Annotated in this window: 19 protein-coding genes; 12 read left to right on the top strand and 7 right to left on the bottom strand. The window is 68.5% G+C overall.

Annotation, left to right across the window (positions count from 1 at the left end; genetic code table 11):
- Nucleotides 1–77: 77 nt before the first annotated feature.
- The gene (locus EFY87_RS13395) at nt 78–869 is read right to left on the bottom strand and encodes a hypothetical protein (protein ID WP_123271989.1); all 792 of its coding nucleotides are present in this window, start codon (nt 867–869) and stop codon (nt 78–80) included.
- The gene (locus EFY87_RS13390) at nt 866–1885 is read right to left on the bottom strand and encodes a type IV toxin-antitoxin system AbiEi family antitoxin (RefSeq protein ID WP_123271988.1); all 1020 of its coding nucleotides are present in this window, start codon (nt 1883–1885) and stop codon (nt 866–868) included. The genes EFY87_RS13395 and EFY87_RS13390 overlap by 4 nt, the downstream gene beginning before the upstream one ends.
- 146 nt (nt 1886–2031) lie before the next feature.
- Between EFY87_RS13390 and EFY87_RS13385 the strand changes: the two genes are divergently transcribed.
- The 6 genes from EFY87_RS13385 (at nt 2032) to EFY87_RS13360 (ending at nt 9473) form a co-directional block, all read left to right on the top strand.
- Entirely contained in the window at nt 2032–2697 is a 666-nt protein-coding gene (locus EFY87_RS13385; RefSeq protein WP_123271987.1) for a YdeI/OmpD-associated family protein, read from the top strand.
- Between the two features lie 143 nt (nt 2698–2840).
- Nucleotides 2841–4070, top strand: a complete 1230-nt coding sequence (locus EFY87_RS13380) for an NHL repeat-containing protein (RefSeq protein WP_148043333.1) — start codon at nt 2841–2843, stop codon at nt 4068–4070.
- Nucleotides 4070–5425 (top strand): Dyp-type peroxidase, encoded by a 1356-nt coding sequence (locus EFY87_RS13375; protein WP_220093625.1) that lies wholly within the window; start codon nt 4070–4072, stop codon nt 5423–5425. The genes EFY87_RS13380 and EFY87_RS13375 overlap by 1 nt, the downstream gene beginning before the upstream one ends.
- A gap of 99 nt (nt 5426–5524) precedes the next feature.
- Complete coding sequence (locus EFY87_RS13370; RefSeq protein ID WP_123271985.1) at nt 5525–6610, top strand: extracellular solute-binding protein; 1086 nt, start codon at nt 5525–5527, stop codon at nt 6608–6610.
- An 11-nt stretch (nt 6611–6621) separates the two neighbouring features.
- Entirely contained in the window at nt 6622–8163 is a 1542-nt protein-coding gene (locus EFY87_RS13365; protein ID WP_123271984.1) for an ABC transporter permease, read from the top strand.
- A complete protein-coding gene (locus EFY87_RS13360) occupies nt 8163–9473 on the top strand; it encodes an ABC transporter ATP-binding protein (RefSeq protein WP_123271983.1) in 1311 nt (436 codons plus the stop codon). The genes EFY87_RS13365 and EFY87_RS13360 overlap by 1 nt, the downstream gene beginning before the upstream one ends.
- Nucleotides 9474–10064: 591 nt before the next feature.
- Here EFY87_RS13360 and EFY87_RS13355 read toward each other — a convergent pair.
- On the bottom strand, nt 10065–12323 hold the full coding sequence (locus tag EFY87_RS13355; RefSeq protein ID WP_123271982.1) for an acyltransferase family protein: 2259 nt from the start codon (nt 12321–12323) through the stop codon (nt 10065–10067).
- 223 nt (nt 12324–12546) lie between these two features.
- Here EFY87_RS13355 and asnB point away from each other — a divergent pair, with 223 nt between their 5' ends.
- Nucleotides 12547–15192, top strand: a complete 2646-nt coding sequence (gene asnB / locus EFY87_RS13350; protein ID WP_123271981.1) for an asparagine synthase (glutamine-hydrolyzing) — start codon at nt 12547–12549, stop codon at nt 15190–15192.
- 1 nt (nt 15193) lies between these two features.
- Here asnB and EFY87_RS13345 read toward each other — a convergent pair whose 3' ends face one another.
- Nucleotides 15194–15955 (bottom strand): TerC family protein, encoded by a 762-nt coding sequence (locus EFY87_RS13345; protein ID WP_245988636.1) that lies wholly within the window; start codon nt 15953–15955, stop codon nt 15194–15196.
- Between the two features lie 146 nt (nt 15956–16101).
- On the opposite strand from EFY87_RS13345, the gene EFY87_RS13340 reads away from it, so the two are divergent.
- Nucleotides 16102–16371, top strand: coding sequence for a F0F1 ATP synthase subunit epsilon (locus tag EFY87_RS13340; protein ID WP_245988635.1), 270 nt, complete (start codon nt 16102–16104; stop codon nt 16369–16371).
- A 10-nt stretch (nt 16372–16381) separates the two neighbouring features.
- Nucleotides 16382–16813, top strand: a complete 432-nt coding sequence (locus EFY87_RS13335; RefSeq protein ID WP_158607633.1) for a DUF2550 family protein — start codon at nt 16382–16384, stop codon at nt 16811–16813.
- A 45-nt stretch (nt 16814–16858) separates the two neighbouring features.
- Here the strand turns inward: EFY87_RS13335 and EFY87_RS13330 are convergent, their stop codons facing one another.
- Complete coding sequence (locus tag EFY87_RS13330) at nt 16859–17515, bottom strand: cob(I)yrinic acid a,c-diamide adenosyltransferase (RefSeq protein WP_123271978.1); 657 nt, start codon at nt 17513–17515, stop codon at nt 16859–16861.
- Between the two features lie 176 nt (nt 17516–17691).
- On the opposite strand from EFY87_RS13330, the gene EFY87_RS13325 reads away from it, so the two are divergent.
- A complete protein-coding gene (locus EFY87_RS13325; RefSeq protein WP_123271977.1) occupies nt 17692–18060 on the top strand; it encodes an STAS domain-containing protein in 369 nt (122 codons plus the stop codon).
- Here EFY87_RS13325 and EFY87_RS13320 read toward each other — a convergent pair.
- On the bottom strand, nt 18053–19594 hold the full coding sequence (locus tag EFY87_RS13320) for a gamma-glutamyltransferase (RefSeq protein ID WP_342769125.1): 1542 nt from the start codon (nt 19592–19594) through the stop codon (nt 18053–18055). The genes EFY87_RS13325 and EFY87_RS13320 overlap by 8 nt on opposite strands.
- A 16-nt stretch (nt 19595–19610) precedes the next feature.
- Complete coding sequence (gene nucS / locus EFY87_RS13315; protein WP_123271975.1) at nt 19611–20306, bottom strand: endonuclease NucS; 696 nt, start codon at nt 20304–20306, stop codon at nt 19611–19613.
- Between the two features lie 80 nt (nt 20307–20386).
- Here nucS and EFY87_RS13310 point away from each other — a divergent pair, with 80 nt between their 5' ends.
- The gene (locus EFY87_RS13310) at nt 20387–22060 is read left to right on the top strand and encodes a 3-hydroxyacyl-CoA dehydrogenase (protein WP_123271974.1); all 1674 of its coding nucleotides are present in this window, start codon (nt 20387–20389) and stop codon (nt 22058–22060) included.
- 3 nt (nt 22061–22063) lie between these two features.
- Nucleotides 22064–22378, top strand: a complete 315-nt coding sequence (locus tag EFY87_RS13305; RefSeq protein ID WP_123271973.1) for a hypothetical protein — start codon at nt 22064–22066, stop codon at nt 22376–22378.
- The last annotated feature ends 63 nt before the right edge of the window (nt 22379–22441 follow it).

Here is a 22441-nt window from a genome sequence, read left to right as displayed (position 1 = left end):
ATCCCCCTGGAATGCTTCGGCGTTCCGGGGGGATTTTCGTGTCGGCGCTCTGAGGTCGGCGCCTCAGTGTCGGCAGCTCAGCACCGCAGACCCGTGAGGAATCCTTTCGCATATGCGTCGAGCAGCGAGGGCGCCAAGAGGTTGCTGCGCATATCCCGCGTGAGGAGTGCTCGAAGGGTCGTGTCGTGGAGGACGTCGACCACCGCCATGCCGTCATGCACGGTAAAAGGCTCGGCGGCGATTCGCGCGTAGTGGAACGCAGCCGCGGTGATGATGTCGGCATCGGTTGCATCGAGCGCCACGTCATCCCCCCAAACCTCGTTGACGAATGGGTCCGCTGACAACGAAAGCAGGATGACCCGCAGGTCGATGCCGTCCTTCGTATTCGCCTCGTGCCGGTCGCGCCACGCGAGGATCTTGAGCGCGGTCTGGGCTGGTGCGCCGGCCGCGCGTATCTCGGTACCGTTCGGCATACGCACGCTGACGGCAGTGGCGTGGGCTTCCTGGAGCCCGTTGACGTCAAGACGGTGATCGTCCGGAAAGAGAATTGTTCGAGCCTGTTCTATGTCTCCGAATGGGACGACATCGACCTCCACGTCGTGCACCGTGATCTTGTTCTGGTGACCCCTCACGAGAGGGAAACGTCGGATGAGGTCTGAGAACTGGCCCTCGGCACGGACAGCGACCGCGATATCCACGTCGTCTGTCTCTCGCTCGGGGTTGCTCTGCTGACGCGCGTGGATGATGAGATCTCGTGCCGCCGCACCTACGACGAGGAACTCAAGCCCAAGCTCGCGGCACGCGCTCGACAGCTCGGAGAGGACCTCCTCCGGCACGAGGACATCTGTGCGTCCGGTCAAGTCGATCATCGGCGCTCGTCAAAGAATTTCCGACGGATCTCGTCGATGCGCGGGTCGTCTTCGAGCAGTAGATCGGCACGGAGCAGGAGCCGCGGGACCGTCTGCTTTTCTGGAGGCGACGGGGTGAGGCGCCAGAACGCGGGGCGGATGCTAATCGTGCCCTCCTCATCTCGGCGGAGGCGCCCTTGCGTGATCAGATCCCGCCGCCCCGTTCCCCCGTCATCGACGTAGAACAGGGCGGTCGTGGGTCGGATCGGTGCTCCCAGCCGTGCAGCAGCAGCCTCCGAGCTGAGCAGCGCCCCCGGAGGGAGTGCAGTTGCCCGGACGACGTCCAGGGCGGTCCGCCAGGTGCTGCTGCTGTATCGCTCGTCTGGCCAGGTGGTCGGCTGGAGGGCCGTGTATGCCGAGAGCCATTCGGCCTCAAGGCGATGGGTATCTAGCAGCTCGTAGCCATCGGGTGCCAGCAACGGTGGCGTTCGCTCTCGCAGGGCTCGCACGACCCTGTTGACGGTGCCGATCGACGCACCGCTGAGACGCACCAGCTTCCGCTGGTTTGCGCTGGCGCCGACGTCGTTGCAGAGGATAAGGGCGAAAGTAACTGGCAGGCCGGCCCGGGTGAACGCGGCTGACAGCGTGGGTCGGGCAACAGGGGCTCGACGGCCCTGAATGTCGATGACCAGACCCTCTGCGCGCAGAAAGGCGTTCCCGGCCGTGTCGACGTAGCCGCCCCAACCGCGTTCGTGGACCTGCGCCGCGTGTGCGGGTGAGACGGTGGTTGTCAGCAGGACCGTGCGGTCGTCGTGAGGCAGCAACGTCAGATCCGCAGTGGCGGCGCGAGGTGCCGCCACTGCGGGGATCGCACGCTGTAGCGCGCCGTCGGCGAGGTGGAGAGTCCCCGTTGTCACGTTCGCGAGGACGCGGTCACCCGGCTCCCACTGTGCAGCGAGACCCAGGTGTTCAAGTTGGCGGAGCACCGTGGTGACGAGCGGTGACTCGTCCCCTCGCGCGCGTTCAATTGTTGCCATGTGTTCAACATACGTGAAAATCGAGAAAACTTGAACGGGCGGGCCACTGCACTGTATTCGGCGCTCTGCAGATCGCGCGCTGGAGCGCGCGTTCTGTATGGCGGGGGCGCCGCGGAGCGCCGGTGGACCCTGGCAGGCTGGTGGGTATGCCGAAGGTCCCCGGCCGTCTCGGCGGCTCGCCGGAGCGTCCCGCGCGGTTCTTCGCCGACGCGGCGGAGTTCGGCGCCTGGCTGGCTGCGCACCACGACCGGGAGACCGAGCTGTGGATGGGACTGGCCAAGAAGCACGTGCCCGACCGGGGTCTGACCTGGGCGCAGGCCGTGCGGGAGGCGCTGTGCTGGGGCTGGATCGACTCGGTGGTGCAGCGCATCGACGACGACTTCGTCCGGCAGCGCTGGACGCCGCGCAAGCGCACCGGTCACTGGAGCAAGGTCAACCTCGAGCTGGTCGAGCAGTTGCGGGCGGAGGGACGGATGCAGCCGGCCGGCCTCGCCGTGTGGGAGGCGCGGCGGCGCGAGCCTGCGCCATACGCGCACGAGCGGGCGGGTGTGTTGGAGCTGCCCGACGACTATGCCGCGCAACTCGCGGATTCGCCTGCGGCTACAGCCTTTTGGGTAACCGCGACCGCGACCTACCGCCGTGTGTGCGTCAACTGGGTGACCAGCGCCAAACAGCAGGCGACGCGTGACCGGCGGATGGCGCAACTGGTCGAGGACAGCGCGGCCGGACGGCTGATCCCCTCCCAGCGGTATGGCGACGCGCCCGCCTGGCTCGCCCGGGCGGCGGACGCCGCACAGTCCGCACGGCGCTAGCCGCCGGCTCTGACGCGCCCCGGGCATTGAGCCTGACGGCAGGCTTTTCCCAGCGTCCACTCATCAACCCCCTCTTAACTAAGCAAAGCCTCGCCTAATAAAGCGAAGGCTTACCTAAATTTTGCTGAGGAGTAGTCGTGGTCATGAGTGTCGTGCGGACCTCGGGACGCCGGGTCGGACTCGCTGCTGCGGTGATGGCACTGGCCGTGACTGCCGCCGGATGCAGCAGTTCGGGATCGAAGACGTCCACGCCCCAGGGGCTGACCGGGCATCAAGCCAAGGCATTCGCGGACAAACAGATCTCCGCACTCGACGCGAGCGCCGCCACGGTGCTGCGGCCGAAGCCGGGCTCCTACCTCGCCGGCAAGAAGACGGTGACGGTGCTCGGTTCGACGACCCCGGCCAACGGCGACGAGAACCCGTACGCGATCTTGCCCGTGACCCGCACGATCGGCTCGGAGCGGGCCGGCGACGTCCTGGTCGACAACTTCAACAACCGCTCGAACTTCCAGGGCACCGGCACGACGATCGTCGACATGCATCCGAAGGGCAGCGTCAGTGTGTTTGCCAATCTCGCGGGCGCCAAGCGCAGCTGCCCGGGCGGCGTCGGCCTCACCACAGCCATGGTCCAGCTCAAGACCGGCTGGATCATCGTGGGCAGCCTGCCCAGCACCGACGGCGTGACGACCACCGCAGGCCGGGGGTGCCTGCTCGTGGTTTCTCCGAAGGGCAAGCTCGTCAAGACCATCAGTGCGCCATATCTGAACGGTCCGTGGGACGCCACGGTCAAGGACGACGGTGACACCGCCACCCTGTTCGTCGACAACACCCTGGTGGGCCTGAAGCATTCGCCGACGGCGACAGCTCACGGCGGCAATGTCGTACGCCTCACGCTGAAGCAGACCGCCAGCAGCCCACCGACGGTGACCGCACACACCGTGATCGCCAGCGGGTATGGCGAGGCCGGCGACCCGACCGTCTTCGTCAAGGGTCCGACCGGTCTGCTGCTCGGCTCGAATGGCACCCTGTACGTTGCGGACAACGTCGGCAATCGTGTCCAGAAGGTGCCGAACGCTCTCACCCGCACTACCTCGGCAGGGGTCGGTACGACGCTGACGAGCGGCGGTCAGCTGAGCGATCCGCTCGGTATGACGTTCGCGCCCGGTGGCGATCTGCTGGTCGCGAACGCGCGGAACGGCAAGATCGTCGAAGTCACCCCGTCCGGGGAGCAGGTCGGCGAGGACTACGCGATCGAGAACACCGGCCAGGACCCGGCCGGCAGCGGGGACCTGTTCGACCTCGCGATCGATCCGTACCGGCACGGCGTCCTGTTCGTCAAGGACGACGAAAACACCCTGGCGTTGCTGCACTGATGGCGGACATGCGACCTGGGGACGCACCGGACCAGGACACTGTGGAGAACGGACCGAGCCGGCGCTCGCTGCTGCGCGGCGGTGCACTCGTGGGTGCCGGTGTCGTCGGAGGCGGGGTGATCGGGAGTTTCGTAGGTCGTGCCGTCGCGGCGCCGCCTTCGGCAAAGGGAAGCCGGGAGCCGTTCTACGGCCTGCATCAGACGGGCATCACCACCGACACCCAGCGCAACACCGTGCTCGCCGCGTTCGACCTCAAGAGCGATCGCGTCGCAGACCTCGCAGCGTTGCTGCGCGACTGGACCAAACTGGCCGCCGAGCTGACGACCGGCTCATCGAACACCGTGCCGATGTACTCCAGCAACGATGCCGCCGACCGCAACGCCTACGCAGATGCCACCCAGCCGTCGACGACCGACGATTCGCTGGAGGCGTACTTACTCGGCCCGCAGCGGCTGACGCTGACGGTCGGTTTCGGCCGGTCGCTGTTCGTCGACCCGGACGGGCAGGACCGGATGGGGCTGAAGGCCAAGCTGCCGCCGGCGCTGGCTGTCCTGCCGCACTTCCCCGGCGACCAGCTGACTGCTGCCGACAGTGAGGGCGATCTCTACCTGCAGGCGTGCGCGGACGATCCGCAGGTCGCCTTCCACGCCATCCGCAGCATCGCGCGCATCGCTCCGGACGTCGCCGCGCTGCGCTGGACCCAGCTGGGCTTCACGCCGACCAACGATGCTGGCACACCCCGCAACCTGATGGGTTTCAAGGACGGCACCGTCAACTCCAACGTCCATCCGCCGGCCGACCTGGACGCCACGGTCTGGGCCGGTTCGGAAGGCCCGGCCTGGATGCGCGGCGGCAGCTACCTGGTCTATCGCCGCATCCGGATGGCGCTGGAGCACTGGGATCGGCTGGCGCCCTCGTCTCAGGAACAGGTCATCGGCCGGCATAAGCTGAGCGGCGCGCCCCTCGGCGGTCACGGCGAGTTCTCCGCACTGGACCTGTCGGCGAAAACCAGTGCTGGGGACCCCGTCATACCGCAGACCGCGCACGTGCGGCTGGCGTCCCCGCAGGCGAACAACGGCGCCGTGATCATGCGGCGGGCGTTCGCCTACAACAACGGCACGACCCCGTTCACCGAACGCTGGCCCCCGTGGCGGCAATCGCTGGAGTATGACGCGGGCCTGCTCTTCCTTGCCTACCAGAAGGATCCGCGCACGGCGTTCGTGCCGATCAACGCCAGGCTTGCGGAGAACGACGCCATGAACGAGTTCATCACCCATACCGCGAGTGCGGTCTTCGCCGTGCCGCCGGGCGCGACGCAGTCGGGGGACTGGATCGGTCGCACCCTGCTGACCTGACGCACCTGACCTGACGGACCCCACGACCCGACCCGACCGATCACCGCCACCGATCACCCCGCCGCTGCGCGCGGCACGACCTACGAGGAACACGCAGTCATGACACGTCGCACCGCAGTCACTCACCGCCGGGTCACCACCCTCGGCATGTCCGTGCTCGCCGCCGTCCTGGTCGGCTCGCTGGCGGCGTGCGGCGGCTCCGCGAAGGGTTCGACGGCCACCGGCAGCGGGAGCTCGCTGCGCGGCCAGACGATCGTGCTCTACAGCGCGCAGCACCCGCAGACCACGGACGCGATGGTCGCGGCCTTCGAACAGCAGACCGGCATCCACGTCCGGATCGACGCCAACGACGAGGACGTGCTGACCGCGCAGCTGGAGAAGGAGGGCTCGCGGTCCCCGGCCGACGTCTTCTACACGGAGAACTCCAACTGGTTGCAGCAGCTCGCCGACCGCGGGATGCTCGCGAAGGTCGACTCCGGCACGCTCGCCCAGGTGCCGAAGGCCGACAGCGCCGCGGACGGCGACTGGGTGGGAGTGTCGGCCCGCATCAGCGCGATGATCTACAACCCCAAGAAGATCAGCGAGGCGCAGCTGCCGAAGTCGATCATGGACATGGCCGACCCCCGCTACAAGGGCAAGATCGAGATCGCGCCGGCCGAGACCGACTTCTGGCCGATCGTGGCTTCGGTGGACCGCGCCAAGGGCAGCGCCGCAACGCTCGCCTGGCTCAAGGGTCTGCGGGCCAACGCGGGCTCCAACGACAACGTGCCCGACAACGAGACGCTGACCAGTGACGTCTCGCAGGGCATCACCGACTTCGCGGTGATCAACCACTATTACTACTACCGCCTCAAGGCGGTCGTGTCCGGCGGCACGGGTAACGCCAAGCTTGCCTACTTCGCGCCGCACGACCCCGGGTTCGTCAAGGCGATCTCCGGTGCTGCCGTGCTCAAGTCGAGTAAGCACCAGGCTGCTGCGCAGGAGCTGCTGAACTTCATGACCAGCAAGTCCGGCCAGGAGGTGCTGGAGGCCGGCGAGAGCTTCGAATACCCGGTGAAGCCGGGCATTCCCGCGAACCCCGCACTGCCGCCGATATCGAGCTACGAACCGAATGCGTTCAGCCCGGCTGACCTCGGCACCGGACTGCAAGCCAAGGACCTGCTGCAGCGCGCCGGCCTGATCTGAACGGCGGGTCGATGCGTTTCCTGCGGCGGCACGCCGCCGTCTACGTCGGCGCGGTGATCGCGCTGGTCACGCTGTCGCCGCTGATCCTGCTGGCGACCGACGCCCAAGCGGCCGGGTGGGGCGAGATCCACCGGGTGCTGTTCCGGTCCAGGTCGGCGATGCTGCTGCGCCATACCGTCGTGCTCGCCGTTCTCGTGGCCGTGCTGTCGGCTGCCGTGGGCGTCGCCGCCGCGTGGGCGACCGAGCGGACCCGGCTGCCGCTGCGGTGGCTCTGGACGGTGCTGCTCGTGCTGCCGCTGGCGATGCCGGACTTCGTGGTCGGTTGGGCGTGGCACCTGATCGACCCGCGGATCAACCCGCTCGGCGGTGCGACGCTGGTGATGGTGCTGGGCACCTACCCGCTGGTGTACCTCCCGGTCGCCGCAGCGCTACGGCGATCCGACCCGGTGCTGGAGGACACCGCCCACGGACTGGGTGTGGGCCGGCTGGCGACGTTCTGGCGGGTCAGCCTGCCGCAGCTCACCCCGGCGCTGTTCGGCGGAACGGTGCTCGTCGTGCTAACCGTGATCTCGGAGTACGGCGCCTTCGAAATCCTGCGCTATCCCACGTTCACCACCGAGGTGTTCACCGAGTTCCAATTCGAGCCCGAGGCGGCCGGTGCGCTGTCGATGCCACTGGTGCTGCTCGGCCTGCTCGTCCTCGGCGCCGACGGACTCCTCTCCCGCCGCGACGGAGGTATGGCGACAGGGGTGCGGCGGCCACCGGAGCCGCCCCGGTGGCGACCGGCGGCCGTTCCGGCGATGCTGGCGCTGCTCGGTCTCGCCGGCCTGGGCGTCGGGGTCCCGGTCGGCACTCTCGTCTACTGGATCCGGCAGAGCCGGGCGACGACCTTGCCGCCGGTCGCGACGCTGGGACAGGCGACCTGGTCCACGCTTGAATACAGCGCGGGCGGAGCACTGCTCGCCGTCGTGCTCGCGACGCCCGTGGCACTGATGACGCTGCGGCGTCATACCCGGACCCGGGACGTGCTGGAGCGGTCCACGTTCGTCACCCAGGCGGTTCCCGGGGTGGTGATCGCGCTGAGCCTGGTCTACTTCGCGACCCGATTCGCCTACAGCGTCTACCAGACGAGCACGCTGCTGGTCGTCGCCTACGCGCTGCTGTTCTTTCCCCTCGCGCTGGTCTGTGTGCGGGCCTCCTGCGCGCAGGCGCCGCCCGAACTCGCCGACGTCGGAGTGTCGCTCGGTCGTCATCCGGTCACCGTCTTCTTCCGGGTGACGGTGCCGCTCATCGCGCCCGGGCTGGTGGCGGGCTTCTGCCTGGTCTTCCTCACCGCCATCACCGAGCTCACCGCCACTCTGGTGCTCGCGCCGATCGGGGTGGAGACGCTGGCCACCCAGTTCTGGGCCTATCAGAGCGAGGTCGCCAATGGGGCTGCCGCGCCCTACGCGCTGGTGATCGTGGCCATGGCCGTGCTGCCGGGGACCCTGCTCGGGCTGTGGTTCGATCGCGAGTCGCGCACGCCGCGCCGGCCGAAGCCGGTGAGTGCGTGATGACCGGGCGCGAGACTGCGGCCATCGCGATCCGCGACGTCGCCAAATCGTATGGCGCCACCGGCGTGCTGCGGCACATCGACCTGGACGTGGGCGCCGGGGACGTCACGGCGATCCTCGGTGCCTCCGGCAGCGGGAAGACCACGTTGCTGCGGCTGATCGCCGGCTTCGACACCGTCGACCGCGGACGCATCACCATCGGCGGGCGCGTCGTCGACGACGCCGGCCGCGCGATCGGCCCCCAGCACCGGGGCATCGGCTACGTCCCGCAGGACGCCGCGCTCTTCCCGCATCTGAACGTCGCGGCCAATGTCGGCTTCGGGGTGCCCCGCGCGCAACGCCGTGCCCGGGTCGGCGAACTGCTGGAACTGGTCGGGCTCGCCGGACTCGGGCGGCGGATGCCCCATCAGCTGTCCGGAGGCCAGCAGCAGCGCGTGGCGCTCGCTCGCGCGCTCGCGATCCGGCCGCAGGTGGTGCTGCTCGACGAGCCGTTCAGTTCCCTGGACGCTGCACTGCGCGAGGTGGTCCGCGGCGAGGTGATCTCGATCCTGCAGCGCACGGACACGACGACCGTGCTCGTCACGCACGACCAGGACGAGGCACTGTCGCTCGCCGACCGGGTAGTCCTGTTGCGGGACGGGGGCATCGACGCGGACGGCAGCCCGCAGGACGTCTACCAGCACCCGGCCTCGCCGCAGATCGCCGCCGCCATCGGCACGGCCAACGTGCTCCCCGGGCGGCGGGCGGGTCAGCGGGTGCACACGGCCTTCGGCGTCCTGGTGTGTGCGGACGCGGGCGGCGACCCACAGGTCGGTCCATGCCGGGTCCTGGTGCGGCCCGAGCAACTCCGGCTCTCGGTGCCGCCGGGCTCCGGCGACACCGTCGCGCTCGTGCACGCCGTCCGCTACCACGGGCACGACACGATCGTGGAACTCGAAGGCGTGAGCGGTATGCCGGAACTGATCGCCCGCAGCGCCGGTCCGACGCCGCCCTGGGCGGGTGCGCAGGTCGGCGTCGCCGTCATCGGCGAGGTGCACACCTGGCCGGATCCGGGTGGCGCCCGGCCGTCACTCGATCTCGGCGCGGCCGGCGAGCGCCAGGCATCCCGCGAGCGTGACCACGAATCCGAGCGGCGCGACGAGCAGGAAGCCGTGGCGGATGTCGTCGCCGAGGAACATCAGCCCGACCGCAGCGGGCACGATGGTCTCCACCGCGAACGTGATGGCGGCGACGCTCGTCGTCCGGCCACGGTCGAGCGCGAAGCCGTAGGCGACCAGCGCGATCGCGCCACCGACCAGCAGCGCCCATAGCTCGGGCTGAAACAGTGTGTGCCACAAGGGATCTGACACCTGCAGTACACGTGCGACGATGCCGCTGAGGCCGAACCCGAGACCGCTGGCCACGGCGAGGATGACCGACGAACGCGTCGCGTTGCGGTCCGCCATACCGGCGCCGAAGATCAGAGCCACCACCGCGCTGCCACCGAGCAGCACCCACCCGCCGGCGCCGTGCAGCGCCTTCCCGGCGCCTTCGTGTGCGCTGATTGCCAGCAATATCAGCCCGATTCCGGTCACGACGAGTGCGGCGACCTCCAGCCGGGAGAGCCGCACGTGCAACATCACGACCGCCAGGACGGCCGTGACACCGACCGACGACGCGAGCATGGACTCCACCAGGAAGAGCGGCAGCGACCGTAGTGCGGCGAAGCTGAGCACGAAGCCGAGGCCGTCGAGGGCGAGGCCCACGGCATACAGCCAGCCGGCCGCGGCCCGGGCGACGAGCCCGGCGCCCTCCGGCGCGGCCGCCATCCGCTGCACGCCGATGGCCTGCAGAATGGTCGCCGCGCCATACGCGATCGCGGCGAGGACGGCACCGATGATCGCGAGCATGTGCCGATCGTGTCACGTCCGGGTGGCGGGCGACGCTCGGGTGAGGGTGGCGAAGTCGATCTTCTGGGCGAGCACCGGCTGTAGCCGCTCGGCGTAGGTCGTGGTGAGGTGGTGGTCGTCGCGGTAGACGATCGTGCCGTCCACGACGATCGGACACACGTTGTCGTCGCACTCCCACGGCATCATGTCGAGGTAGCCGGCTCCGGTTTCGGCGGCGCTCTTCTGCCACGCGGCGTCGCGAGCGGTGGTGACCTTGTCGGGCGCCTTGGCGCAGGTGCTGAGCGTCGCGGTGCGCGAGCCGAGGCAGGTCCCCGCGGGCTCCGTCAGCCGGGACTGGTCGGAGATGACGTCGACGTGGCCGGTGAGCTTGTTCAGTTCCTTCAGGGTCCGCGCGGATCCCTCGGCGAACAGCTTGGTCCCCGCGCTGTCGGAGACCTTCGTGCCGGTGCTCGGGTCGAGGATCGGGGTGCTCAGCAAGCCGCTGATGATCACCATGCTCGGCTTCAGCTGCTTGATCTGCTGTAGGGCCCAGTCGCGGTAGGTGTTGCACTGCTGGTAGGCGCCCCCGCCCTGGTAGGTCTGCACGACGTCGGCAGGCATGCAGTTGGCCTTGACCAGCGGGATCAGCTTGAGGTGGTTCTTCGTGGCCAGTGCGCTGAGCGGCTTCAGCCACTGCGCCGCGTGCGAATCTCCCCAGACCACGACGGTTTTCGTGGCGGCGGTGTCACCCTCAGGGCAGATCTTGTGCGATGTCTTCGCCTTCGTGTCGGCCCAGCAGCCGTCGGGCGGCTCGGTCCGGTCGTCCGCCAGATGCACCAGACTGGGGACCAGCGTCGTCGGCAGGGAGGCTCCGCTCTGGGACTTCTCGGCTGCGCTCGCGACCTCGTCACGGAGCGACGACACGGCCGACTTCGCGGCGGCCTTCTTGGCAGCGAGCTGCTGGGCCGCTGCCGCGGTCATCGTGGACCGGGTCGTGAACTGGTAGACGACCATCGTCGGCACCAGCACCAGGGTGAGGGCGACCGGCCAGAGTGCGAGCGCGCGCAGCGTGGCGTGGCGGGCCCGGCGCTTGCTACGGAACGGCTTCTCGACGAAGCGGTAGCTCAGCCACGACAACCCGATGGTCACAGCGATCAGCGCCAGCTTCTCGCGGATCCGCAGATGGCCGCCGGCATACGCCGTCGTGAGGACGAGAACCGGCCAGTGGATCAGGTAGATCGAGTAGGAGATGTCGCCGAGGAAACGCATCGGACGCAGCCCGAGCAGTACGGTGGCGCCGTACCGAGGGCCCTCGATGCCGCCGGCCAGGATGAGCACCGCGCCGAGCACCGGCAGCAGCGCCGCCGAGCCGGGGAAGGGCGTCGACGATGTATAGACGACCGCCGCGAGCAGGACCGCTGCCAGGCCTAGCCAGGACATTGCGGCCTTGACCGGGTCGGACAGCCGGGAGACGCGCTGCGCGGTGAGCGCGAGCAGCGAGCCGAGGCCGAGTTCCCAGCCACGGGTGAAGGTCGAGAAGTATGCCGAGTGCGGCGACGCGATCGTGTCGTGGATCGACCAGATCAGTGAAGCCACGCTGAGCAGCCCGATCAGCACGCCCGCCCGCCGCAGTGCCTGCACCCGCCCCAGCATGATGCGGCTGCGCGTGGCTCGTGGGCCATGTGCCCTGTGCCGTTCGCGGCGACGCCAGGGGATGAGCAGCATGAGTGCGATGAGCACGGGCCAGACCAGATAGAACTGCTCCTCGACGGCCAGCGACCAGAAGTGCTGCACCGGCGTCTGGAGGCTGGTGATGGCGAAGTAGTCGTTGCCGGCCTGTGCGAAGTGCAGGTTGGCCGCGAAGAACGCCGCCCACGTGACGTCGGTGCTGACCTGGCTGAGATCTCCGTCGGTGTAGACGATCGTCGAGATCAGCAACGTCATGACCAGGGTGACCGATGCGGCCGGCAGGATCCGGCGCGCACGCCGGGCGTAGAAGTCCGCGAACGACACCCGCCCGGAGGAGCGCACCTCGCGGGCCAGCAGACCGGTGATCAGGAAGCCGGAGATGACGAAGAAGACGTCGACGCCGATGTATCCGCCGTCCAGCAGGCCGGCCAGCTGCGCATGACTGACGACGACCAGCAGGACCGCGACGGCGCGCATTCCCTGGATGTCGGGTCGTTGTACGTGCACCCCCTTGGTCTGCGCGGATCGGACTGCGCGCCGGGAGCCGCGCGACGGTGGTCCGTCGTCGCCCTCCGGTGAGCTCGGACGGGTTGGGAGCTTCATGGCCACCCAGGAGTCACCCTTTGCATCACGTCGACGACATGGTCTGTTCCTCTGGTCAGCAGACGATCCATAACGATTCCATGAAGAACCTGTGGAAGGCTAGCAAGCGGCATGTGTCCCGTGCGTCCGGTCAGCCGTCCGGAACTGCGGACCTGCTCCTCTCGGCCAGGGTCGGGCTGATCCGTTTCGCATCGCACTGTGCGCGCCAAATAGGCTGGCCCCCATGTGTGGAATCGTCGGGTACCTCGGCCCCAGCGGCAATGCAGCCGTGCTGCAGCGGATGAACGACTGCCAGGCGCACCGCGGGCCGGACGGGCAGGGCTCCTTCACCGACGGCGCGGCCGGCCTGGGCCACCGGCGCCTGTCGATCATCGACGTGGCGCACGGCCAGCAGCCGATGACCACCGCCGACGGCCGCTACACGCTGGTCTACAACGGAGAGGTCTACAACTACCTGCCGCTGCGCGAGCAGCTGCAGGAGCTCGGGCACACCTTCACCACCGAGTCCGACACCGAAGTCGTGCTGGAGGCGTTCGCGGAGTGGGGCACCGACGCGTTCGACCGCTTCAACGGCATGTGGGGCCTGGCGATCTGGGACTCGGCCGACCAGCGGCTGACGCTCAGCCGCGACCACTTCGGCATCAAGCCCGTGTATGTCGCCCAGGTGGGCGACACCTTCCTGTTCGCCTCGGAGATCAAGTCGATCCTGGCGTCCGGCCTGTATGACGCCAAGCCCAACGACCGCACGATCTACCGCTACCTGCGCTTCCGCATCCACGAGGACGGCCGCGAGACGTTCTTCGACGGCATCGAGCGCCTCGAGCCCGGTGAGGCCCTCACCGTCGACGCGAGCGGGACGGCGCGGGCGCCATACACCCGCCTGCGTGAGGAGCTTGCCGAACTGGCCACGGAGCAGCGGCCGTATGACGAGGCGGCTGCCGCCGACTACAAGGCCCGGCTGATCGAGGCCGTTCGCCTGCGGCTGCAGTCCGAGGTGCCGGTCGGCACGTCGCTCTCCGGCGGTCTCGACTCCAGCGCGGTCGCCGTCATCATCAACCAGCTGCTGAACTCCGGCGACGAGACGACCACCGAATCCGTTGGCACCAAACAGAATACGTTCTCCGCGGTCTTCCCCGGGTCGGCGAACGACGAGGAGAAGTATGTCGATGCCGTCCTCGACAGCTGCCGGGGCCACGTCGCGGCGCACAAGATCAAGCCGACCGCGGACGAGTTCAAGGCCGACCTGCGTGACTTCATTCGCACGCAGGAAGAGCCGCTGATCTCCTCCGGCCCCTACGCGCAGTTCCAGGTGATGCGCGAGGCAACGCAGCACGTCACCGTGCTGCTCGACGGCCAGGGAGCCGACGAGATGATGGCCGGCTACATCCCCTACTACTTCGTCTACCTGCGCCAGCTGCGTGCGCAGGGCGCCAAGCAGGCGGCGGCGGAGCTGTCCAAGAGCCTCGACGTGCTCTACCGCTTGGGCCGCTTCAAGCTCAAGGACAAGCTGACCGGCAAGAAGAGCATCCCCGCGACGGCCTTCCTGGCGCCGGACTTCCGGCAGAAGTATGCCGGGGAGACCTACCGGGTCGAGGGCAGCAACCTGAAGTTGCGGCTGATCGAGGACCTGTTCGTCGGGTCGCTGCCGTCGCTGCTGCGCTACGAGGACAAAAACACTATGCGCTTCTCCCTGGAGGGCCGCGTGCCGTTCCTGGACAAGGAAGTCGTGAAGTTCATCTTCTCCCTGTCCGACGAGGCGATCATCAAGGGCGGCTGGAACAAGCGCATCCTGCGCGACGCGACCCGCGGGCTGCTGCCCGACCTGATCAACCGGCGGCGTAACAAGATCGGCTTCACCACGCCGCAGGGCGAGTGGTTCATGCGGCTGAAGAATTACTTCTACAACATCTTCTTGTCCGAATCCTTCGCGAACAGACCGTATTTCGACCAGAACGAAGTGCTGCACGCGTTCGAGGGGTGGATCAAGGGCAGCAACGGCGTGGACTCCATGCAGTTTTGGCGGCTGCTCAACGTCGAGCTGTGGCTGCAGGAGTTCTTCGACGACAAGGACTCTGAGGCCGACCAGCCGGTCCGCGTCAAGACCGACTTGGAGCCCAATGCGGACAAGGAGCTCGACCTGGTCACTGCGTCCGGCGTGACGGTGCGCCGCTACCCGCTGCGCACCGAGCTGTTCAGCCGCGACGACGATCTCGACGCTCGCGTGCTGGCACAGATCGACCGCTTCTTCGAGACGCTGCAGGGCGACCCGGAGCAGGCCGCCGAGATGGCCGGAAAGCGTTGGTATTACTTCATTTCCGAGAAGATCGTGGCGATCACGCAGGGCCGGTCCTACTTCATCTGGGACATCAACGTCGGCCGCCCGGCGCGGGTGCTGTCGAAGTACGTCACGCGCACGCCCGCCGGCATAGGGCTCGGCTCCCCGTTCACCATGCAGCTGGCGATCCAGGAGGCCGGTCTGCCGCGCGTTCTCTACGCGAGCGCCGGGGGAGCGGTCGGCAAGCTGATCGGCAAGCGCGGGATGTTCTACGAACTCGTCGGCGGCGACATCCGCGCGATCGACGGCCCGACCGAGTATTCGGCATACCCCTCGAACGTCTCGGCGAAGCTGGCGCCCAAGGACCCGGACGATGTCGCCGCCCGGCTTACTGCCGCGATCCGTGAGCGGGTGCCGGCGCCATACCGCGACACGTTCGGGGGGACGATCGTGATGGATGCCAACGACATCGGGCGCAACGTCCTCGGCACCGACGTGCCGGGTGACACGACGCGCTTCGAGGAGATGTTCGCGGACAACCCGCTCGGCCAGGGTGGCGAGCAGACCCCGATGGCGATCGTCGTCGAGCGCTGAGTCAGTCGCCCTGCTGAGTCGTGGCTCGCGCCGCCTGCCGCTTGCGGTAGGTCAGGTTCAGCGCCTCCACGGCCATCGCGAATGCGATCGGCCCGTAGATCACCGGCTTGTCGATGTGTATGTCGAAACCCTCGGCGATCAGGGTCGACCCGATGAGCACCAGGAAACTGAGCGCGAGCATCTTCACCGTCGGATGCCGGTTGACGAAGGAGCTGATCCGGCCGGCGAAGATCATCATCAGGCCGATCGACAGGGTGACCGCGGCGATCATGATCGACAGCTGGTCGACCATCCCGACGGCGGTGATCACCGAGTCGAGCGAGAAGACGGCGTCGAGCAGGAGGATCTGCACGATCACGCCGGCGAACGTCGCGCTCGTGCTCGCGCGGCCGGTGGACTCGGCGTCCTCGCCCTCCAGCTTGTCGTGGATCTCGGTGACCGCCTTGTAGACCAGGAAGAGGCCGCCCAGCAGCAGGATCAGGTCACGACCGGAGAACTGCAATGCGGCGGCATCGCCGATCGAGAAGATCGTGGCGGTGAGTCCGATGATCCACGAGGCGATGGCCAGCAGCAGGATCCGCATCAGCAGCGCGAGTCCGAGCCCGATGGTCCTGGCCCGGGCGCGCTGGCGTTCCGGCAGGCGAGTTGTCAGGATCGAGATGAAGACGACATTGTCGATGCCGAGCACCAGCTCGAGGGCGAACAACGTCAGGAAGGCGACCCCCAGGTCGGGACTGGTCAGTATGGCCATTTCGCTGCTCAACGCCGGCGTCCGTGCACAGGTTCCGGGACTTGTCTGCGCAATCCCTGGGAACCTGGACAGAGCACCCCTCGCCGCCCGGTAAGCTTGAGGTGGTCCCCCGTCCGTTCGGCAGCATATCGCCGTACATCCCAAGGAGCTGACTCTTCGTGAGCCTGCAGGTCGAAATCGTTGCCCCGGACCGCGTCGTCTGGTCCGGCGAGGCCCGCCAGCTGTCCGCGCGCACCATCGAGGGTGAGATCGGAATCCTGCCGCAGCACGAGCCGCTGCTGGCGGTGCTCGGCGACGGGGACGTGCTGATCGACCCGGTCGGTGGGGAGCGCCAGACAGTCACCATCAACGGCGGCTTCATCTCGGTCGACAACGACAAGGTCACGCTGGTTGCCGAGCGCGTCGACGCGGCGAGCCTCGGCGCCTGAGAGCTACACCGTGATTGCGACCATCGACTGGGCTGCAGTCGGGGTCGTGTGCGTCGTCCTGGTCATCGTGCTCGGGCTGGCGTCGCTCGTGGCGCGCCGCCGGATCATCGCGCGCGGCGAGCCCCTCGCCATGGTCGCGGTGCAACGCGGCGACGACGGCTGGAAGCTCGGGATGACACGACTGTCGACGGACTGCGTCCAGTGGTTCTCGGTGATCGGGGTGGGCGTCCGTCCACAACTCGTCTGGTCGCGTGGCGAGCTCGACCTCGGCGCACCCATGCCGGTGCAGCGCGCCAAGCCGATCGGCATGCTCGATCCCGTGCAGGTCGAGTGCACCGTCGGTGACGATCGGTTCACCATCGCCATTGCGCCCGGTGATTACACCGCGCTGCGGTCCTGGTCGGAGTCGGCGCCCCCTGGCCTCAACGCCAACGTCGCCTAGCGTCACTGACGCATTGCGCACCCGAGTGACGCAGTCGCAATTGCGTCAGTGAGTGTTTGCGGCGTCAGTCGGCGGCGCGGCGGGGTGCTCCTCCCGCCCACCGCCGGGCTGCCAGAGCACGTCGCCGCCCGCGGGCAGATTCGCAACGCGGGCAGCGAGAAAGAGCAGGTCGGACAGGCGGTTGAGGTATTGCGCAGTCAGCGGGTTGACGCCGCCGGTGCCCTTGGGACTTCCGGCGGGAGCGGGCTGATCGCCATACGTCTCCAGGGCCAGCCAGGCGGCACGTTCCGCCCGTCGCGCGACCGTGCGGGCGAGGTGCAGGTGGGCGGCGCCGACGGATCCGCCGGGCAGGATGAACGACCGCAGCGTCTCGACCTGCTCGCCGAGCCGGTCGCAATCGGCCTCCAGATCGTCGATCCAGGGTTGTTTCACGCGTAGTGGTGGGTATGCCGGGTCCTCGACCAATGGGTTGCACAGATCGGCGCCGACGTCGAAGAGCTCGTTCTGCACCCGATGCAGCACCGCATCGAGTTCGCCGCCCAGGCCGCCTGCCGCGACGGCGACTCCGATCACCGAGTTGGTCTCGTCGGTGTCGGCATACGCGATCAGGCGGGGATCGTTCTTGCCGGTGCGGCTGAAGTCTCCGAGGGCGGTGGTGCCGGCGTCGCCGGTGCGCGTGTAGATGCGGCTCAGGATGACCATGGGGACATCGTCGCAGACACGTAAATCGTGCGAGGCAGCCGATCGTTACGCCGATTTACCAAAACGTGACCCTGACCTGCCCAACAATCCCACGTTGCCGTGCGTCAATGACTACAGAAGGCGCGGCTGCGCGCCCTCCGGACGTTCGACACCCAGCCGGGGAAGGTGGCGGAACGATGGCTCGAGTCAACGACCACGACGTGGTGCGGATCGATGTGGTGCGCTGCGGAAGCGAACTCGCAGTGCGGGGCGAACTCAACGTGCACACGGTTGCCGATGTGCGGATCGCGCTGAGCGCCGCGGTCGACGACGGTGTGGGCGATCTGGTGCTCCACCTGGGCGACGCGGAGATCGGCGACGCCACCGGTCTGGGTGTCATCGTTGGAGCGCATCACCGGGCCGTGCGCGCCGGCCGCCGGCTGGTCCTGGCCGACGCGTCGTTGCGCCTCGAGCGGCTGATGCGGGCGACCGGGCTGCATCGCGTCATACCGCTGTCGCGGCAGCTGATCCCGCAACCGGCGATCCTCGCACCCGGACTCAGCTGACAGCCGTCGCGGCAGCCCGTCGTGGGTCGGCCGCAGCGACGAGTTCACCGCCCTCCGTGGCGTATGCCGCGCCCACCCCTCCGAAATACATGTCCAACGCCTCGTGCGGCACGTCCGTCACCCCGGCGGCGAGTGCTGCTGCGGTGGCCGCTTCGTCCGGCTCGTGGTGCAGTCGCACGCCATCGGGCGCGAGTTCGACGTGCATGCGGGGCGCGTCGATCGCGGCTTGCAGTTCTTCCCCTCCCACGCAGTGCCGGGCGATCACCTGGGCCAGCGCCGTGGTGATGCGGTCCGCACCGGGAGTGCCGACGGCGAGCGTGACACCCTCGGCCGCGGACCGCGCCGTCGTCGGCGCCATGTTGGACGCCAGTCGCGTGCCGGGCGGCAGCGCGTGCAGGCCGAGCCGGTTGAGCTCCGGTTCGCCGAGGCAGTTGTTGAGCACCAGCCCGGTCCCGGGCACTGTCACCCCCGACGAGTAGCCCGCGGATGTCGTGATGGCGCAGGCATTTCCGGCGCTGTCCACCACCGAGACGTGTGCGGTGTCCTGACTGGTGGGCAGCGACTCCAGGCCGGTGGTCTCGAGGGCGAGCAGCAGCTCCGCACCCGCTTCGCGCAGGTCGGAGGCCCGGTCCAGGTGCGTCGCGCGGTAGCCGAGCACGGTGGCCTGGATCTGCAGCAGGGCCTCCGGGCTCATGCCGCGTTCGGCGATCAGCCGCAGCATCGCGGTGAGGACCGGCCCGCCGATGGACGGTGGCGGGTTCAGCGCGACGTCCCAGTCGCCGAGCCGGGCGCGAGATGCCGGCCGGCACACGGGCCGGTATGCCGCCAAGTCCGCGCGACCGAGCAGGCCGCCGGTCGACGTCACGTGGTCGGCGACGGAGTGACCGAGCGATCCGGTGTAGATCTCCGAAATGCCCTGATGTGCAATGGTTTCGAAGGAATTCGCCAGGTCAGTGTTGACCATCCGGGTGCCCGGCCCGGCCGGGTCGTCGCCGGCGAAGTGCTGCGCTTTGGTCTGCTCGTCGAACGACCACAGCAGGCGGCCGGTCAGCTGCAGGTAGTGCCCGGCCGCCTGGCCCAGGACGAACCCCTCGCGCGCCACCGAGATCGCCGGACCCAGGATGTCGGACCACGGTGCTCGGCCGAATCGCTCGTGCGCCATCCCGTATGCCGCGAAAGACCCTGGCGTTGCGACGGATCCGGCCCCTGCGTTGATCGTGATGCCACCCCCGTATTCGAGATGTATGGCGCGCAGCCCGCCTCCGAGACGGTCCGGCGCCGCGCTGCGGCCCGGCATCTCGCAGTTGCCGTCGATCACCTGCGGGTCCGCGCCCGCCGGCCAGACGTTGACGAACGCTCCGCCGAGCGCGCTGACGATGCCTGGCTCGGTCACGTAGGTGACTGCCTGCGCCGCGATCGCGGCGTCGACCACAGTCCCGCCGAGGGCAATGACGTCCATGCCTGCCTGCGCCGCAAGCGCATTCGGCGCGGCGATGGCGGCGCGCGTCATACCTGGTCCATCGCTCTCGATCACGGTGGCCTCCTACCCTTCAGAACAGTCGAGCTTCGGTGTCATCCATGCCTTTGAGCGCTTCGTAATCCAGCGTCACGCAACGGATCCCGCGGTCCTCGGCGAGCACACGCGCTTGCGGCTTGATCAGCTGGGCCGCAAACACGCCGCTGACCGGCGCGAGGTGAGGATCACGGTTGAGCAGCTCCAGATAGCGGGTCAGCTGTTCGACGCCGTCGATGTCGCCACGGCGCTTGAGCTCGACGGCCACGGTGGCGCCGTCGGCGTCGCGGCACATGATGTCCACCGGTCCGATCGCGGTCATGTATTCGCGCCGGATCAGCGTGTAACCCTCGCCGAGGGTCGTGATGTGCTCGGCGAGCAGTTGCTGCAATTGCGCCTCGACCCCGTCCTTGATCAGCCCGGGGTCGATTCCGAGGTCGTGACTGGAGTCGTGCAGCACCTCGTGGATCCGCACATGCAGGCGGTCCTCGGACTTGGCGTGCTGCACCGACCAGACGCTCTGCACGCCTTCCTCGGCTTCGTCCGCGGTGGGTTCGAGTTGCGCCATCGAGCACGGCGGCGACATCCAGTTGAGCGGCTTGTAGGACCCGCCGTCGCTGTGGATCAGCACCGACCCGTCGGCCTTGACCATCAGCAACCGGGTGGCCAGGGGCAGGTGGGCGGTCAGGCGGCCGACGTAGTCGACGCTGCACCGGGCAATCACAACGCGCACGCCAGCAGAGCCTAGTGGGCTGAGCCGGTCACCCGGAAGTTGCGGCTGCCGGTGAGACGGCAGCCTGAGACACTGCCCTCATGGTTTCCCACATCAACAAGGTCGCGGTGATCGGGCTCGGCACGATGGGTGCCGGCATCGTGGAAGTGTTCGCGAAAGCGGGCCACGAGGTCTACGCCGTCGACGGCAGCACGGAACTCGCCGAGCGAGGCAAGGGTTTCGTCACCAAGTCGCTGGATCGGGCGGTCGCCAAGGGCAAGCTCGCCGAAGCCGACCGCGACGCGACCCTGGCGCGGATCACCTTCACCGCCGAGCTGGCCGACCTGGCGGACGCCGACCTCGTGGTCGAGGCGGTTCCGGAGCGGATGGAGATCAAGCACCTGATCTTCACCGCGCTGGACGACATCGTCCGCCCGGACGCGGTGCTCGCGTCCAACACCTCCAGCCTGTTGCTGACCGAGATCGCTGCAGGCACAGCGCATCCCGAGCGGGTAGTCGGAATGCACTTCTTCAACCCGGCGCCGGTGCTGGCGCTCGTCGAGGTCATCGAGACGGTGCTGGCCGACCCGCAGGTCGTGACTGCGGTCCGTGAGCTGGCGCTGAACCTCGGCAAGCGCCCTGTCGTGGTCGGAGACCGAGCGGGTTTCGTCGCGAACGCGCTGCTGATCCCCTACCTGGCACGCGCGATCGCGCTCTACCAGACCGGCAAAGTCTCGCGGGAAGACCTGGACAATGCCGCCCGGGTCGGCATCGGACTGCCCATGGGGCCCCTGACACTGAGCGACCTCGTCGGCCTCGACGTCGTCCGGGAGGTCTGCGAGGTCATGTATGACGCAACCAAGCGCCCTTCCGACGCGTCACCGGCGCTGCTGAAGCAACTCGTGCTCGCCGGCCGGCTCGGGCGCAAGACCGGGCGGGGCTTCTACGACTACGCGGCCGACGCCGGAGCCGGAGCGGCCGACGGCACGGGCGAGATGACCGCTGCGGCGGCCGTCGTCGGGCAGGGCGAGCTGGCCGGGCAACTGGCTGACCTGCTGGCGAAGGCCGGCGTGTCGGTCACCTCGATCGACGACCCCGCAGCCGACGTCACGGCCCTCGCGGGCAGCCCACTGGTAATCCTGGCCGGTGGCCCGGATGCCGGCTGCGACGCGTGTGGTGGTGGAGAGTGTGCGACGGCGGACGACGACGCGGACGCCACCGATTGTGCCTGCTGCGGGGATGACGCGGCGAGCACCTGGTTCGCGCAGGTCGCTGCGGTGCTCGACGAACGCAGTGTGGTGCTCACGACCGACGAGGAGAGCGAATTCGCGCTGACTGGAACGCTTTCGGCGCAGGTGACGGTGCTGCCGTTGCGGGTGCACCTGCCCACCAAGGGCGGCCAGGTCGCCGAGTTCGGCATACCGCTCGGAGCGGCCTCGCAGCAGCTCGCCATGGTGCGCGCCACACTCGCCGGCGCGGGCTTCGTGCCCGTCGCGGGCCCGGCCCGCCCAGGTGTCGTGGTCGACGCGCTGCTCTTCCAGCACCTGAACGACGCGGTCGCGATGGTCGACTCCGGCTATGCAACACCGCAGGACATCGACACCGCCATGACCGCCGGATGCGGTTATCCGGCAGGGCTTTTCGCCATACTCGACGAGCTGGGCGCAAGCGCGGTGGCCGACGGGCTCCTCGAACAGGCGGCGATCGACCCGTCGATCGTGCCGAGCCCGCTGCTGCTGGAACACGCCGCGACCGGCGAGCCGTTCCTGGCCTGACCGGTGGCCCGTCGCGGACGTCGAACGAGCCGCCGCCCGGGTGATCCCGGCCGGCGGCCGGACATCTCCCGGCTGCTCGAGACCGGCATCCGCCGGGAGGCGTATGCCGGCAGCACGTATGTCGTGCGGCCGGTCCGCGGCAACTCCACCGGTCGCGAATACACCTGTCCCGGCTGCCAGCAGCAGCTGGCTGCCGCGGTCGCGCACGTCGTGGTGTGGCCCGACGACGGGCTCGGCGACGTGTCCGACCGGCGGCACTGGCACACCACCTGCTGGGACGCGCGCAACCGGCGACCGCCGCGCGGGTCGTGGCGGTAGGCAACGCCCGGCACCGCCGGTTCCGGCGAATCGGCCCGCCGTACAGTGAGAAGCACACTGAGG

The sequence above is a fragment of the Flexivirga caeni genome (assembly GCF_003724155.1).
Lineage (GTDB): Bacteria > Actinomycetota > Actinomycetes > Actinomycetales > Dermatophilaceae > Flexivirga > Flexivirga caeni.
Note: the sequence above shows the minus strand (reverse complement) of the source record. Positions and strands in the feature narration are given on the sequence as shown.